The organism is Variovorax brevis, from assembly GCF_030317105.1.
Taxonomy (GTDB): domain Bacteria; phylum Pseudomonadota; class Gammaproteobacteria; order Burkholderiales; family Burkholderiaceae_C; genus Variovorax; species Variovorax brevis.
Window position 1 is genome coordinate 127,428 of record NZ_JASZYG010000011.1, and the last position, 14,069, is coordinate 141,496.

11 protein-coding genes are annotated in these 14,069 nt (G+C 61.8%); 10 read left to right on the forward strand and 1 reads right to left on the reverse strand.

The annotated features are described in order from the left end of the window. Window positions 1-271 precede the first annotated feature (271 nt). From QTI66_RS28485 to maiA, 5 genes are all read left to right on the forward strand, one after another. Window positions 272-1,276 (forward strand): EthD domain-containing protein, encoded by a 1,005-nt coding sequence (locus QTI66_RS28485; RefSeq protein WP_286563567.1) that lies wholly within the window; start codon window positions 272-274, stop codon window positions 1,274-1,276. 39 nt (window positions 1,277-1,315) lie between these two features. Then, complete coding sequence (locus tag QTI66_RS28490) at window positions 1,316-2,071, forward strand: SDR family NAD(P)-dependent oxidoreductase (protein WP_286563568.1); 756 nt, start codon at window positions 1,316-1,318, stop codon at window positions 2,069-2,071. Window positions 2,072-2,297: 226 nt separating this feature from the next. Then, window positions 2,298-3,488 (forward strand): ABC transporter substrate-binding protein, encoded by a 1,191-nt coding sequence (locus QTI66_RS28495; protein ID WP_286563570.1) that lies wholly within the window; start codon window positions 2,298-2,300, stop codon window positions 3,486-3,488. Window positions 3,489-3,515: 27 nt separating this feature from the next. Next, on the forward strand, window positions 3,516-4,271 hold the full coding sequence (locus QTI66_RS28500; RefSeq protein ID WP_286563572.1) for an SDR family NAD(P)-dependent oxidoreductase: 756 nt from the start codon (window positions 3,516-3,518) through the stop codon (window positions 4,269-4,271). A gap of 341 nt (window positions 4,272-4,612) precedes the next feature. Further along, window positions 4,613-5,251 carry a maleylacetoacetate isomerase gene (gene maiA / locus QTI66_RS28505; RefSeq protein ID WP_286563574.1) on the forward strand — a complete coding sequence of 213 codons (639 nt, stop codon included), beginning with the start codon at window positions 4,613-4,615 and terminating at the stop codon, window positions 5,249-5,251. Between the two features lie 487 nt (window positions 5,252-5,738). Here the strand turns inward: maiA and QTI66_RS28510 are convergent, their stop codons facing one another. Then, window positions 5,739-5,936: an NAD(P)-dependent oxidoreductase gene (locus QTI66_RS28510; RefSeq protein ID WP_286563575.1), complete on the reverse strand. Its 198-nt coding sequence runs from the start codon at window positions 5,934-5,936 to the stop codon at window positions 5,739-5,741. A gap of 493 nt (window positions 5,937-6,429) precedes the next feature. On the opposite strand from QTI66_RS28510, the gene QTI66_RS28515 reads away from it, so the two are divergent. The 5 genes from QTI66_RS28515 to QTI66_RS28535 all read left to right on the forward strand — a co-directional run bounded on the left by QTI66_RS28515 (window position 6,430) and on the right by QTI66_RS28535 (window position 14,064). Further along, the gene (locus QTI66_RS28515; RefSeq protein WP_286563576.1) at window positions 6,430-8,052 is read left to right on the forward strand and encodes a GMC family oxidoreductase; all 1,623 of its coding nucleotides are present in this window, start codon (window positions 6,430-6,432) and stop codon (window positions 8,050-8,052) included. Between the two features lie 116 nt (window positions 8,053-8,168). Next, window positions 8,169-9,110 carry a helix-turn-helix domain-containing protein gene (locus QTI66_RS28520; RefSeq protein ID WP_286563577.1) on the forward strand — a complete coding sequence of 314 codons (942 nt, stop codon included), beginning with the start codon at window positions 8,169-8,171 and terminating at the stop codon, window positions 9,108-9,110. 280 nt (window positions 9,111-9,390) lie between these two features. Then, window positions 9,391-10,524, forward strand: a complete 1,134-nt coding sequence (locus QTI66_RS28525; RefSeq protein WP_286563579.1) for a substrate-binding domain-containing protein — start codon at window positions 9,391-9,393, stop codon at window positions 10,522-10,524. Window positions 10,525-10,671: 147 nt separating this feature from the next. Next, window positions 10,672-11,544 (forward strand): ABC transporter permease, encoded by an 873-nt coding sequence (locus QTI66_RS28530; protein ID WP_286563581.1) that lies wholly within the window; start codon window positions 10,672-10,674, stop codon window positions 11,542-11,544. An 18-nt stretch (window positions 11,545-11,562) separates the two neighbouring features. Then, window positions 11,563-14,064, forward strand: a complete 2,502-nt coding sequence (locus QTI66_RS28535; RefSeq protein ID WP_286563583.1) for an ATP-binding cassette domain-containing protein — start codon at window positions 11,563-11,565, stop codon at window positions 14,062-14,064. The last annotated feature ends 5 nt before the right edge of the window (window positions 14,065-14,069 follow it).

The following is a 14,069-nucleotide window of genomic DNA, read 5'->3' on the forward strand; positions in this document are numbered from 1 at the left end:
CTGAAACTCAAAGGCGGTCGCCAGAACCGAGCAACGATGAGCCCAGGCGGTCTCAGTGCTTCGGGGCCGGTGGCTTCGTCAGTGCACACATCGCGCACTTCCACCAGCGATCCGGCCTCGCGACCATCGCGGTGATGCCGGAGACCGCTTGTGCGTTCAGCCGGTCAGCGCCGGGCAGACGCGCCATGACCAATGCACGCGGGAGTTTCATTTCCTGCAGTCGCCATCAAGGTCTTAGGCAAGATGTCGAGAGCAATCAGGACGGATCAACTTGGGCGAAGCACTTGCTCGCGCTCTGATCAAGCCTCGTACCCACTGCAAAGGTCTTGCTTCGCGTTTCGAAGCCCCCGTGCGGCCCACACATGTGCGCTCAGGTTCGTCGACCCCGCGTGACGAGCTCGTCGAGATCAAGCCCGAGTTCCACCACGACGCCCCCAAGCGCAAGGCGCTTCCTCCACGAACTGATGCGGGTTTGTCCTTACCGAATGCGTTAGACATAGTCAACGTTGCAATGTACTATTGGTCATCGTTTGATTTAAACGAATGCGTTAAACAGTTTCAGGTTGCGTTTTCCTTGCGGGGATTGCGGCCTGGTTCACTCGACCACCGGATCGTCAATAACATGATCAAGAGACTGTCACTCCTCAAGCGTCGCGCTGACCTCACCGCCGACCGGTTCGCCGAACATTGGGCGGGCCCACACGCGCAAATTGCCCTGCAAATGGGCGGCATCTGCAAGTACACACAAAACCGCGTTCGCGGCCTGATCGCTCAACGCGCGGATGCGCAGGGCACCTTCGCAGTGGATGGTGTTGTCGAGCTGTATTTCGTGGACGAGGCCGCGATGGCCGAAGCCGGCACAACCGAAACCGTCAAGCGGTTGCTGCCCGAGGATGAGCATCGGTTCCTGAGCGGCATCACGCTGACGTTGCCAACAACAGAAGGTACGCCAGGCAGCAATGCATCGACAAAGGTGATGCTTGTTGCGAGCCGGCGGACAGGCTCAGACGAGGACGCCTTTCAAGCAGAAGTCAGGGCTTGGGTTTCGCAGCTACCTCATGCCGAGAGCATTGTGCTGGACTGGATTCGGCAAAGCTATCACCGGACCGAGCTCTGGCACGACCCGGTCGATCCCGACGTCATCGCAAGCATATGGCTCGCTGGCGGAAGTTCCACTTTGGACGCGTTCTCGGAGACGGCAAGCGCGTCGTTGTCCCAGGCAACCACGATCGGCCGCGCCAGTTTGCTGCTTGTCGATCCCTTGCGGATTGTCTGAGTCAGCGGACGCTTCTGCATCCAAACCGTAAGGAAGAATGTGAACTCAAACGAATTCCAAGGGCGGGTTGTGATCGTGACCGGCGCTGCATCCGGCATCGGGGCTGCCACGAGTACCCGACTCGCAGAGCTAGGGGCATGCGTCGTCGTCTGCGACTTCGATAAGGCGGCGGTGTTGGCATTCTCCTCACGCTTGAATGCCAACGGTGGCAACACGGTGGGCATTGCAGCCGATGTTCGAGACGCGGCGGCACTGCAACTGGCCGTCGATCTCGCTGTGAGCGAATTTGGAGGCCTGCATCTTGCAGTCAACAACGCCGGCGTTGCGACGCCATTTGCGCCAGTGGGCTCGGTAGCTATCGAAGAGTGGGACCGCCAGATTGCCATCAATCTCACTGGCGCATTCAACAGCCTCAAAGCCGAGATTCCCGCCATGATTTCGTCGGGCGGTGGCTCGATCGTCAACGTCGCTTCAATCGCAGGTGTCAATGGAATCAAAGGGCGGGGTGCCTACGTCGCAGCAAAGCACGGGCTGATTGGACTGACGAAGTCTGCTGCCTTGGACTATGCAGACCAGGGCCTGCGCGTCAACGCCGTCGCGCCAGGTTATGTGGACAGCCCGCTGTTGCGAGATCGATCGGAAAGCGAACGTCGCCTGATTGAGGAGATGCACCCGCTGGGGCGGATGTCGACAGTTGACGAGCAGGCAGAGCTGATCATCTTTCTGCTTTCATCGCGTTCTTCCTTTTGCACTGGCGCGTGCTACCTCGCAGACGGCGGGTTTTCCGCGCGCTAGCCATCCAATTGATGGCACCCAATCCAGACCGACTGCATCGCCGGAACGCCGCGACATGAACCAACCCCGATGCCAAGCAAAGCGCAAGCACGGAACTGTTCGGTTCGATCATTTCCTTGCGTCGGACATGGGCAGCTAAGTCACTGGCGCAATCGCTCGCGGTCGACGGGCGTCTAGATCATCTCTCAATCCTTCTGTCAGTCACCAACGATTTGAAAGCACCACAATGAGATTCACCACCGCTCTTTATCGACTGCTCGCAGCCACTGCCATATTGTCAGCCCCTCTGGTTCACGCACAGGAAATCCGGCTCGGATTCAACGGCGACCTTTCGGCATCGCCCTCCGCCCAAAGTGGCGCAGCTGGTGTTCTGGGGATCCAGCTCGCGATCGAAGACATCAATGCTGCAGGGGGTGTTCTCGGCCGCAAGTTGCAACTGGTGGTCCGGGACGATCAGTCGCAGCCACCGAAGTCGATTCAGAACATGACCGAACTGATCGATGGCGAGAAGGTTGTTGCGGTATTTGGCCCCACGAATTCCGGCAACGCGCTTGCATGGAAACACATACCTAACCAGAAGAAGATCGTTTCGATGGGAATGATCGGGGGCGGAACCGACATCACCAAGCCCGTGAGCCCGGGGGCGGACAACTACATGTTCAGGCTGTCGATCGTCGACCGCGAACAGGTGGTTGGCCTGATGGCCTATGCGAAGAAGGCGGGAGCGAAGAAGGTCGGGCTGCTTGCCGAAACCACGGGGTACGGACAAGGCGGCCTGAAGGACATGCAGGACATCGCGAAGCTGCAAGGGCTGGACGTTGTTGTGACGGAGCGTATGGCCGTCGCGGATACCGACGTCACGTCGCAGCTGGGCAAGATGAAAGCAGCAGATGTCGACACCCTGGTCATCTGGGCACAGGGAACACCCACCGCCCAGGTGATGCGCAGCATGGAAAAGGTGAACTATTTTCCGAACGTCCTTTCTTCGTGGGCCGCGGACAACGTGACCTTCTACGATGCAGCTGGAAAGACGCTGGCGGAGAAGCCCATCTTCATGCGAACAATGGTCGACGCCACAACTTCGAAACAGAAGGAGCTGGTCGCTCGCTCACAAGGCAAGCTTGCAGCAGGGAGCGCCTATACCTTCGTCGTTCATGGATACGACGCCACCCTTGTGCTGGCTGCGGCCATCAAGCAGGCAGGAACGACCGATGGGGTTAAGGTGCGTGAAGCGCTCGAAGACCTGAAGGCACTGGTCGCCGGAGTGAAGAAGACCTATACGCAGCCTTTCTCAAAGACCAACCATGAGGCGTTGACGGCGGCCGATTTCTATTTCGTTAAGTGGACAAACGGGAAGCTGACGCAAGTTGATGACGCGGCCAGCAAGGCACTGACGACAACGGATTTCAAGCGTTAAACGGCTTTGACGCAAAAAGGAATCACCATGAGACTCAAAGACAAGATCGCAATCGTCACCGGAACATCATCGGGTATTGGGAGTGCAGTTGCAGCGCTGTTCGTTGAAGAGGGCGCGTACGTGTTGGGAGTTGCGCGTCGGGCCAGCGAGGGGCCTGCCGCCTCTGAGCGATTCCATGCGCTCGAGCTCGACCTGGGAGTGCCCGGCGCAGCCGAGCAGGTGGTGAAAGCCTGCGTTGATCGCTTCGGTGCACCAGACATCCTGATCAACAACGCTGGCAGGGGAAACGCCAAGGCGCTGCTGGACACAACAGACGAGGATCTGCTGGCCTATTGCCAAGTTAACCTGTTCGCTCCATTCGCTTTGTGCCGCTCTGCAATCCCGCTGATGCGCAAACGTGGTGGCTCGATCGTTAACATCTCGTCTTCCTACGGAATCGTTGGCGCTGCGAAGAGTTCTGCCTACGTGCCGACCAAGGCGGCCATCATTGGCATGACGCGCAACATGGCCACCGAATTTGGACGCGACGGAATTCGCGTCAACGCAGTTGCACCGGGCCTGATCAATACGCCGCTGGTGCAGGAGCGTCTCAAGTCGGATGCATGGTTTCGCAAGATGCAGCTGGAAACGAACCCCATGCAACGACCCGGGGAAGCCATCGAGATCGCGAAGGTCTGCTTGTTCCTCGCATCTGACGATGCCAGCTTTGTGAATGGGGTGGTGCTGCCCGTCGATGGCGGCTGGACCATGGCGAAATCGCTGCCAGAGCCGATGTCAAACTGAATCCGCTGTCCAGCCGGTGCACCGCATTCGAAGCGTTGCCGCCACCCTGACGTATGGCGAGGTTGGGCCGTAGGTCTAGCAGGTATTCGAGAGCAGCGGCAAGGTGGACGTCGGCGAGCAAGGACATTAGGCGTGGCGAGTTGGATGTCGTTACTTCCTGAATTTTGTTCTTGGCGCGTTGCGATCCGACGTGCTTCGGCTCGCTAGACCTCGGTTCGGTGACGCCCAATCTTCGAAGCAACTCCAAATCGGGCTGGCCCGAGTGAAGTGACCCGGCGACTTGCCGGGGGTCGCGCACACCGGGCAGGCCGAGAACCCCCTAAGCCTGAAACTCAACCACTATGAAGCTCTATACTTTTTTCCGAAGCGGAACTTCCCACAGGCTCCGCATTGCGCTGAACCTCAAAGGGCTGATCTATGAACAGGTCGCAGTCGACCTGCGTCGGGAGGAGCACCTTCGGGAAGCGTACAAGGCTGTCAATCCGCAGCAACTCCTTCCGGCGCTGCAAACGGATGTCGGCACCTTGACCCAATCGCCTGCGATCATCGAATGGCTCGAAGAGCGCTATCCGGACGTGCCCTTGCTCCCGTCAGACCTGCTCGATCGCGCGCACGTGCGTGCCCTTGCAGCCCTGATCGGATGCGATGTGCACCCGATCAACAATCGTCGAATCCTGGAAGCGCTTCGGCATCGCTTTGGCGCCGACGAGGCAGCGATTGATCTTTGGTGCGGGACATGGATTGCAAGTGGCTTTGACGCTTACGAGGCCCTAGTTTCATCTCGTGGCTCGACCGGTGGCTTCAGCTTCGGGGGCGGCCCGACCCTGGCCGACGCCTACCTGGTTCCCCAGATCGAAAGCGCTCGGCGTTTCAAGGTCGACCTTGAACGTTGGCCGAGGCTGCTCGCAATCGATGCCGCCTGCGCGAGCCTTGACGCGTTTCAGCGCGCCGCGCCGTCGGTTCAGCCCGACGCTTCTTGATCCTGCGATGAGCGCAAGGGGCTGAAAGGCCGGCTGCATCTTGACGGCGACCCAGAATCGCAGATTCGAACGACTGCATTGTTGGCCGCCCAAATGGAGGACAGGGCCCTTTGCTGAATTCCGAGTTTCTGGCCTGAACTTCGGCACCGCAGCGCTTGCGGTCTTTGTCCGGCGGTGGTTGATCTCACGCTGAGATTCAGCTTGCGCTCGCTCAGCCAGTCTGTGTGGATTTCGGAACGGCCGGCAGCTACAAGGTGATTGCTGACATTTGCCGGTCTCGCGGCCGCGCGTTCATGAGTCACACAAAGCGACCGCGCTTGTCGGTCTACTCGAGTTGTGTTCGGCGATCGCCGTGCGGCCCGGTCGCAAGGGACTTCGAGATCGCCTCCCGCCCGTCATTGCGGTGCCGCAACTTCTCCGCACGCAGAACTGTAGATCAAGGTCGCCATAGTGCCCCATGACGTGAAATCTCTTGCGGGTCTTGGTCTCAATGGCCCACGGTGAAGCGCTGACGTGGATGCGTGGTCGCTTCAAGTTCATCCACCAGCGCGATTGCATAGTCTTCCAGGCACGCGCGACTATTCCCATTTTCGCCTACCGGCAGGTCGTCCTTGCCAAGGCGGTATTTGCCGGTTCGCTCACCAGGCGCAAGCAGTGCGGAAGGCGAGATAAAAGTCCAGTTCAACCCCTTCAAGGTCGCGCAATGAATTGAGAACCTTCGCCCCGGCTTGCGCCTCCGGCTTGACGGCTTCCGCAAACGCAGCGGTATCGGCCAATTGCTGGCCCGAGGGAACGGGAGCAACGCTCATCGCGGAAGGCCGTCTGGTAACGCTACTGCCCCGGCTATACCCCGCGAGCGCTCGGCGTGCACGGCATCTTTGCTTCACGCCGACACATGGGTTTCGCGTTGCGCACGATGATCGACTTCCTGGTGGCCTGGTTGCCAATCCGGCGCGCGCTGGACTTCGGGGCTCGCGCGCCCGACAAGGGGCACAAAGACACGCAGGCACCCGAAGATCGGCTAACCAGCGCGCTCCACGAACAGTCTGGCGACAGACGGTGAGTTGGGGGAAGGTTCTGACGCCGCGAGGCTACCAATCTGACGCAACCAGACAATCGCGCTCGGACATGAATGCCTAAAGTTCCCTTCATCAAAGTGATGACAACGGGGACAACTCATGCAATCCGAAGAAGCTTTTGACTACATCGTCGTAGGTGGCGGGGCCGCCGGCTGCGTCGTCGCGGCACGGCTCAGCGAAGACAGATCGGCGTCGGTACTGCTGCTCGAGGAGGGCCCTGACGACCACACCATTTTCATTCGAGCGGCCGGTGGCTTTTTCAAGGTGCACGGAACGAAAAGGACGATCGGGTATGCGAGCGAGCCGGCCCCCGCAAGCGACAACCGACCGTACCCGCTCTTGCAAGGGCGTGTACTCGGCGGAGGGCTGTCGATCAACGCCATGGTGTACATCCGCGGCCAGCAGCAGGACTACGACAGCTGGCGAGACATGGGTTGCACAGGCTGGGGCTATGAAGACGTGCTGCCGTACTTCCGCAAGTCCGAGTCGAACTATCGTTATTCGATGCCTTATCACGGCGCAGACGGTCCGATGCGCATTTCCGATGGTGACACGCGGCACGAGTTGACCGGGGCCTTCTTGCGCGCCGCCCAGGAAGCGGGCTATTGCGACGGCCGAGCCATCCGATTCAACCCCGACTTCAATGGTGAAGACCAGGAAGGCGTCGGCTACTACCAGACCTTCAGTCACCGCGGCGAGCGTTCAAGTACATCCCGCGCCTTTCTGGGCCAAGCCCGCGCCCGTGGTCAGGACAACCTGGTCGTGCGCACCGACAGCCCCGTGATGAGGGTCACATTCGAAGGCCAGCGAGCAACCGGCGTCGTGGTTCGCAGCGCGGGAACCGAGACGACGATCAAGGCACGTCGCGAGATCATCCTGTGCGCGGGTGCCTTCATGTCGCCCAAGCTGTTGATGCTGTCCGGCGTCGGCCCTGGCGCGCACCTCCAGTCGCTGGGCATCCCGGTCGTTCATGACCTGCCAGGCGTCGGCGCCAACTACCAGGACCACCTCATCACGCCGGTCGACGCGGTGCTCAAGGACCCCATCAGTCTGGTGGGGCAGGACCGGGGCTGGAACGCGTTGCGCAATGGCTTGCAGTGGCTGCTTTTCCGCACCGGCCCCTTGGCCTCGACGGTCGTCGAATGCGGTGGCTTCCTCGATGTCGACGGCGACGGGCGGCCCGAGATCAACCTCAACGCGCTGGCCGTGTCGTCCGCCGGTTGGGGAGATCCGCTGCCGCAAGGCGAGCATCGCTTTTCACTGGCGCCGTTGTGTCTGACCTGCAACATGCCGGGGCAGATCACATTGCGCAGCACGGACCCGACCGCTCCGCCCAAGGTGCAAGGCAATTACTTCGGCCACCCTACCGAAATGGCGAACATGGTGTTGGGGGTGCGGCTCGCACGGCGCATCATGAAAGCGCCCTCATTGGCTGCCTATCTGAAGCATGAAGCTCTCCCCGGGCCAGAGGTCAGCGACGACCGCGAGGCGATCGAAGCGTACATCCGCCACCGCAGCACAACCGGATTGCATGCTGCCGGAACCTGCGCAATGGGCGAGGGTGCCGAGGCGGTGGTGGACTTGTCGCTGCGTGTGCATGGCTTGCAGGGGCTGCGCGTGGCCGACGCTTCCGTGATGCCTGCGGTCGTGCGTGGCAACACCTCCGCGCCAACCGTGATGATCGCCGAGCGGGTCGCCGATTTCATTCGCGCCGAGGCGTAGAAAAGGAGCTTGCAGCGGTCCGGCCGACGTTCGCCGAGAGGCGGATCTCCGCTGGAAACCCCCATTGCGCTGACGAACCAAAAGTCACAGGCTACCGGTCAAATCACCAGCGACATATGCCGACGACCTGCACTCCGGGCCTGAGCGAAACGGCCGGCGAATTCCTTCGTTGGCGCGAACTGCTCAGAGCCAATTACTACCTGATGGATTGCAAGCAGCTTCCATCGGACCGGGAGTTCGTGGCGAGCATCTCCAGTTCCCTTCTTGGGGACGCGAGAGCGCATCGAATTCATTCGTCTGCGGCAATCTACTCACGCAGCAGCGACCAGGCACGCAAGGTCCCCTCGGACGAGTTTCATTTTTTCATGCTGTTTGGCGGAAAGGCCCTCCTCTCGCAACTCGGCCGCGACGCCGAGCTCAATCCAGGCGACCTCTGCCTGTACGACGGTGGGTTGTCCTTCAATCTTGACTGTCCGGAGAACTATGAGGCGGTGGTCTACAGCGTGCCGCGCAAGCTCTTGGCGCCTCGATTCGGCGGCGCCCAGCAGCTGGCCTGCCGTGTGATGTCGGGGAACTCCCGCATCGTGACGCTTGCGCGTGAACTGGTCGGTGGCGCGGCCATGCCCGGAACCGATTTCAGCCCGGTCACCAGCGCCCGATTGGGCACGAGCCTGACCGACATCCTCTCGGTAGCACTCGAGGCGGAATTGGTTGCCGCCTTGCAGCATGACTCACGCCACGACAAGATGCTCGCGCGCGCCAAGCAGTTCATGCTCGATCGCCTCAGCGACACTGCCTTGGACACAGGCGTGATCACCGGCAGCCTTGGCATTGGTCCGCGAACCCTGCAGCGCATGTTTGCAGCGGAAGGAACAACCGCCATGCGTTGGCTCTGGCAGCAGCGGCTCAATGCCAGCCGGCGCGCCTTGGCGCAGGGCGAGGTGGCACAAGTCAGCGACGCCGCCATGCGTTACGGCTTCAGCAACTTCTCCCACTTCAGCCGGGCCTTCAAGGAGGCCTTTGGCGTGAGCCCCCGCACGGTCGCCGAAGGCCGTTGATCCTTGGGGGGGAATCCCGCGCCGGTGCGCGCTCTCGCAGGCGACTGGGTCTACTCGGCACGCGGACGAGTCGATGAGCGCCGCGTGCCCGAGGATCACATTCCGCAGGCATGACGCGTCCTCAGGCTCGGCCCATTTGTCCGAGCACGTCAAAACTGCATCGCCTGCTGACGCTCCAGAGCCATCACACTGACGCGCGCAGCGCAGCGACAAAAGTCTCCGATTTTTACGATTCATGTCACCGAGAAGCCTCTCGGATCCACTGAATCAGGAGACGACCATGCTCAAGAAATTTCCGCTCTTCACGGGCCTTGCGATACTGGCTGCGATGGGCGGCCAGGCCAGTCTGGCTACCCCGCTGGACTTCTCGAAAGTCGACGTCGCACCAACCAAGGTCGGCGATCTCAAGGACCTCGCGCCCAGCATCAAACCGTATTGCGGAACGAAGAAGATCAAGGTTGCGCTGTCCGATGGCTTCGGGGGCAATGCGTGGCGCAAGACGGCGCGCAAGGAGTTTGAGGACGAGGCGGCCAAGTGCCCGAGCATTACCGGTGTCGCCTACACCGATGCCCAGGGAAGCCCTGAAAAGCAGATCGCAGACATCCGCTCGCTGACGGCGCAGGGCTACGACGTCATCGTCGTTTTCCCGGACGCTGGTGAAGCACTGCTGAAGGCGATGCGCGATGCAACCAACGCCGGCGTCGCGGTCATTCCCTACCAGGGCGGTTTGTTTCCAGGAAAGCCCGGCGTGGACTGGACGGCACTGGCCACGCCCGACGTGGCTTACCGCGGCGAGATCTGGGCCAACTGGATCGCCAAGTCGCTCGACGGAAAGGGCAACGTTCTCTTCTATGGCGGCTCTCCTGGCTCGACGTTGATGGCCTCGATGTACGACAGCGCAAAGAAGGTCTTCGCCAAGTACCCGAACATCAAGCTCCTCGAGACCCAGCCTGTGGTCACCAACTGGGACCCGGCCCAGTACCAGAAGGCAACGACCGGTCTGCTGGCCAAGTACCCCCAGATCGATGCGTTGTTCGCGGACTACGCGACGGGCGTGATGGGCGCAGTGCGCGCCTTCCAAGCGGCAGGTCGGCCCATCCCGCTGGTCACAGGCGTGGAAGGCAACGAGCTCTCGTGCGCATGGCAGGACAACAAGGCAAAGAACCCGCACTTCCAGATTGCCAACATCACCGCAGGAACGTTCTACTCGCGACTGGCCCTTCGCAAGGGCGTCGCGGCAGTGCAAGGCATCCCCAACGCCGAGCCATCCGTCGTGCGCGAAGAGATTTTCGCGGACTCGCAATCGAGCGACGCGAAGATGAAGCCGGTATGCGACACCGCGCTTCCGCCAGATGCAGCCCCGCGGTCCGGTGGATTGACGCCGGAACAACTCAAGCAGCTTTTCGCCAAGTAAGCAGGCAGGCCAGGCATGAATACGGTCTTGACTGCCACCGCGGACGCATCTGCGTCCAGGCGAGTGGCGCAGCTTATCGGTGACTTGCTCCAGCGTCCGGTCGGTCGCGCGCTGGCGGGGCTCATTGCACTGCTGATCTTCGGGGCAGTGCTGGCGCCGCAAACACTGTCGCTGTCGGTGCTCGCCGGTATTGCACCCTTCATCGCGGTGCTCGGCCTGGCTTCGGTTGGACAACACCTCGTGATCCAGCAACGCGGATTTGATCTGTCCGTGGCGGGGGTGCTTTCGTTCGCTGCTGTCATGGCCACCGCACTTCCAGCGCACGACGCGGGGCCATTTGCAACGGCGATGTGGTCGTGCCTGGCAGTGGGAACCGGATTGCTTGCTGGCGCTGTCAGCGGTTGGGTCGTCACGCGATTGGGCGTTTCTCCCCTCGTCACGACGATCGGTGTCAACGCTGTGATGATGGGTCTCGCGCTATACGTTTCGGGTGGCGTGCCCGTCACTGCTCCGGCTTCGCTGACCGGGTCCGTCACTTCGACCTGGTTTGGCCTTTCACCCGCCCTGTGGTTGCTGCTGGTCGTCACGGTGGCCGGCACGTTTCTGCAAGCCCGAAGCACTCTCGGCCGCAGGTTCATTGCGGTTGGCGTCAATCCGGGGGCAGCCGCTGCAATGGCCATTCCGGTCCGCCGGATCCAATGGGGCACCTACACGGTTGCGGGTGGCTTCTTCGCCCTCGCCGGCGTGTTGCTCGCGGGGTTCCTGGTGACGCCCACTGTTTCGTGTGGTGCACCTTACATGTTGACCACGGTGGCTGCGGTCGTGGTGGGTGGCAATCCGCTGAATGGCGATCGTGGAAGCCTGATGGCCACCGTGGTGGGCGCGATCTTCCTCACCTACCTCGACCAGCTCGTCCTTTCGCTCGGCTTCGAAGCGTCGATGCAGGCCATCGTCCAGGCTGGAATCATCCTCGCGGGTGTCGCGCTTCCCGAGATCTTCGGTCGCTTGCGGTCGCGTTGAAACAAGAGAGCACAGATCATGAATGCAGAGTCCACACAACAGATGCGAGCACTTTCCGCGAGAGCGATTGAACCCGTGCTGCGCTTGCAGGACATCCGGAAGACCTTCGGGGCCGTTCGGGCGCTTAAGGGCGTGAGCCTTTCGATCCAGCTTGGCGAAGTCCACGCGATCGTCGGCGAAAACGGCGCCGGAAAATCGACATTGATCAACGTTGCAGCGGGCGTGCTGCTCGCCGACGGCGGAGGTTCCATCGTCGTTCAGGGCCGCGAGGTGGAAGCTCCGAATCCCCAACGAATGCGCGACGCAGGAATCTCGGTCGCATTCCAGCACCCCGCGCTGCCCAGTGACCTGACCGTGCTGGAAGCACTCTGCCTCGTCCAGCCCAGCCTCGCGGGCGCGGCGTCGACAGAAGCATCGGCGTTGCTGGACAGGGTGTCCACGCCGACCCTGCGCGTGCAGCCGCACCAGCGCATCGGTGATCTGGGATTGGCGCAGCGACATGTGGTCGAGATCGCCCGTGCGCTGGCGAGCAAGCCCAAGGTCCTGATCCTCGACGAACCCACCGAGCCCTTCCAGGAGGCGGACGTCCTGAAGCTCTTCGAACTCATTCGCGGGCTACGGGACGAGGGAACATCGGTCATCTACATCTCCCATCGCCTGCACGAGGTGGAAGCAGTCGCAGACCGGATCTCGGTATTGCGTGACGGGGAACTCATCGAGACACGTGACCGGGTCGCATTCACGCACGACCAGATCATCCAGCTGATCGTCGGGCAACCGCTGGGGCAGGTCTTTCCGGCAAAGGGCGCCGGATGCGAAGCGGCAGCGACCTGCCTCGAAGCGCTGGAGCTCAGCGGACCTGGGTTCGCGCAAGTCTCGCTGAAGCTGAAGGCCGGTGAGATCGTGGGGCTGGCCGGTGTCGAAGGGCAGGGCCAACGCGACTTCCTGACCGCGCTCGCGGGCATCACCGAACGCAAGAGCGGACGCCTGTCGATCCACGGGAACCTGCTGCAAGCCCAAGGCCGTGCTGCGGCCCTGCGTGCGGGCATTGGCTACGTGCCGGGCGATCGACATGCCGAGGGGCTCTTCATGTCGCTCTCGGTACAGGACAACATCGCCATCCGCCAGTTCGACAGCATTGCGCACCAGGGTGTCATCGACTCTCGAGCGGAGCAAAGCATTTCCAGGACCACCGCCGACAGCCTCGCGGTCAAGGCAGCGTCACTGGACACGCCGGTGGGGGCCCTTTCGGGGGGCAACCAGCAGAAGGTCCTGATCGGGCGAGAGATCGCGGCGGCGCCGAAGGTGTTGCTGATCGACGAACCGACGGTCGGCGTGGACATCGGCTCGAAGGCGGAGATCTACCACCAGCTCCGTACCCTGGCCAACGGTGGCATGGGCATCGTGATTTCGGCGTCCGATGGCGTGGAAGTCGAAGGCCTGTGCGATCGGGTGCTGGTCTTTGCGCGCGGCCGTGTCAGCGCTGAACTCGCTGCGGATGAAGTAACGGACGAGCGCATCACCGCCGCGAATCTTCAGGCAACCGGGCGGCGCGAGAGCAGCGAACGAGACGCGGGGCGAACCGCCTCGTGGACACGCAGCGTCTACTTTCCGGCCGCCATCTTGGCCGCGCTGACATTGGTCCTTGGCATCGTCACGGCGTCGGTCAACGCACGTTTCGTGTCGACCTACAACCTCGGCATCATGCTGACCTTTCTTGCAGCGCTGGGCTTCATCGCGTTTGCCCAACTACTGGTGGTCCTGATCGGCGAGATCGACCTGTCGCTCGGTCCGATCGCCGGCCTGGTGGTCGTCCTGGCCTCTTTCATGATGCCCAGCGATGGCAGTGCGCTGATGACGTCGCTCGGTGGCGCAGGCATCGTGTTGCTGGCTGGGGCGATAGGCTTCCTTCAAGGATTGGCCGTCGCCAAACTCCGGCTCCCTGCTGTCGTGGTCACGCTCGGCACTTTCTTCGGCCTGCAGGGCTTGTCGCTGGTGCTGCGACCGCTACCCAGCGGCACGATCAGCGATCAGGTGCATGACCTCTTCGGGCACCAGTTCTTGGCCGTTCCACTGGCTGCGGCGTTGATGCTCGCGCTGATGTTCGGCTTCGAACGCGTGCTGTTCCGCAGCTCCACCGGCCGCTGGATTCGCGCCACCGGCTCGGACCGTGTCTCGGCCCACAAGCTGGGGGTCAATCGTGCGCTGGTCGTACCGGCTGTCTTCGCTGCTGCAGGCGTGTTGACCGGCCTTGGCGGACTGATCCTTGCCGGTGAGGTCGGGGTCGGCTCGCCGTCGGTGGGCACCGGCTACACGTTGATGAGCATTACCGCGGTTGTCCTGGGTGGCGCAGCCATCACAGGCGGAAGGGGCTCATTCGTTTGCACGCTGCTGGGCGCAGTTCTCGTCCAGTTGGTGTTCAGCGCCACGTCCTTCCTCGCGCTCGGGGCGGAATGGCAGAACTGGATGGTTGGGGTCACGACGCTTCTTGCCGCAGCGTTGTACCGGGCCAGGCGGTGATGGCC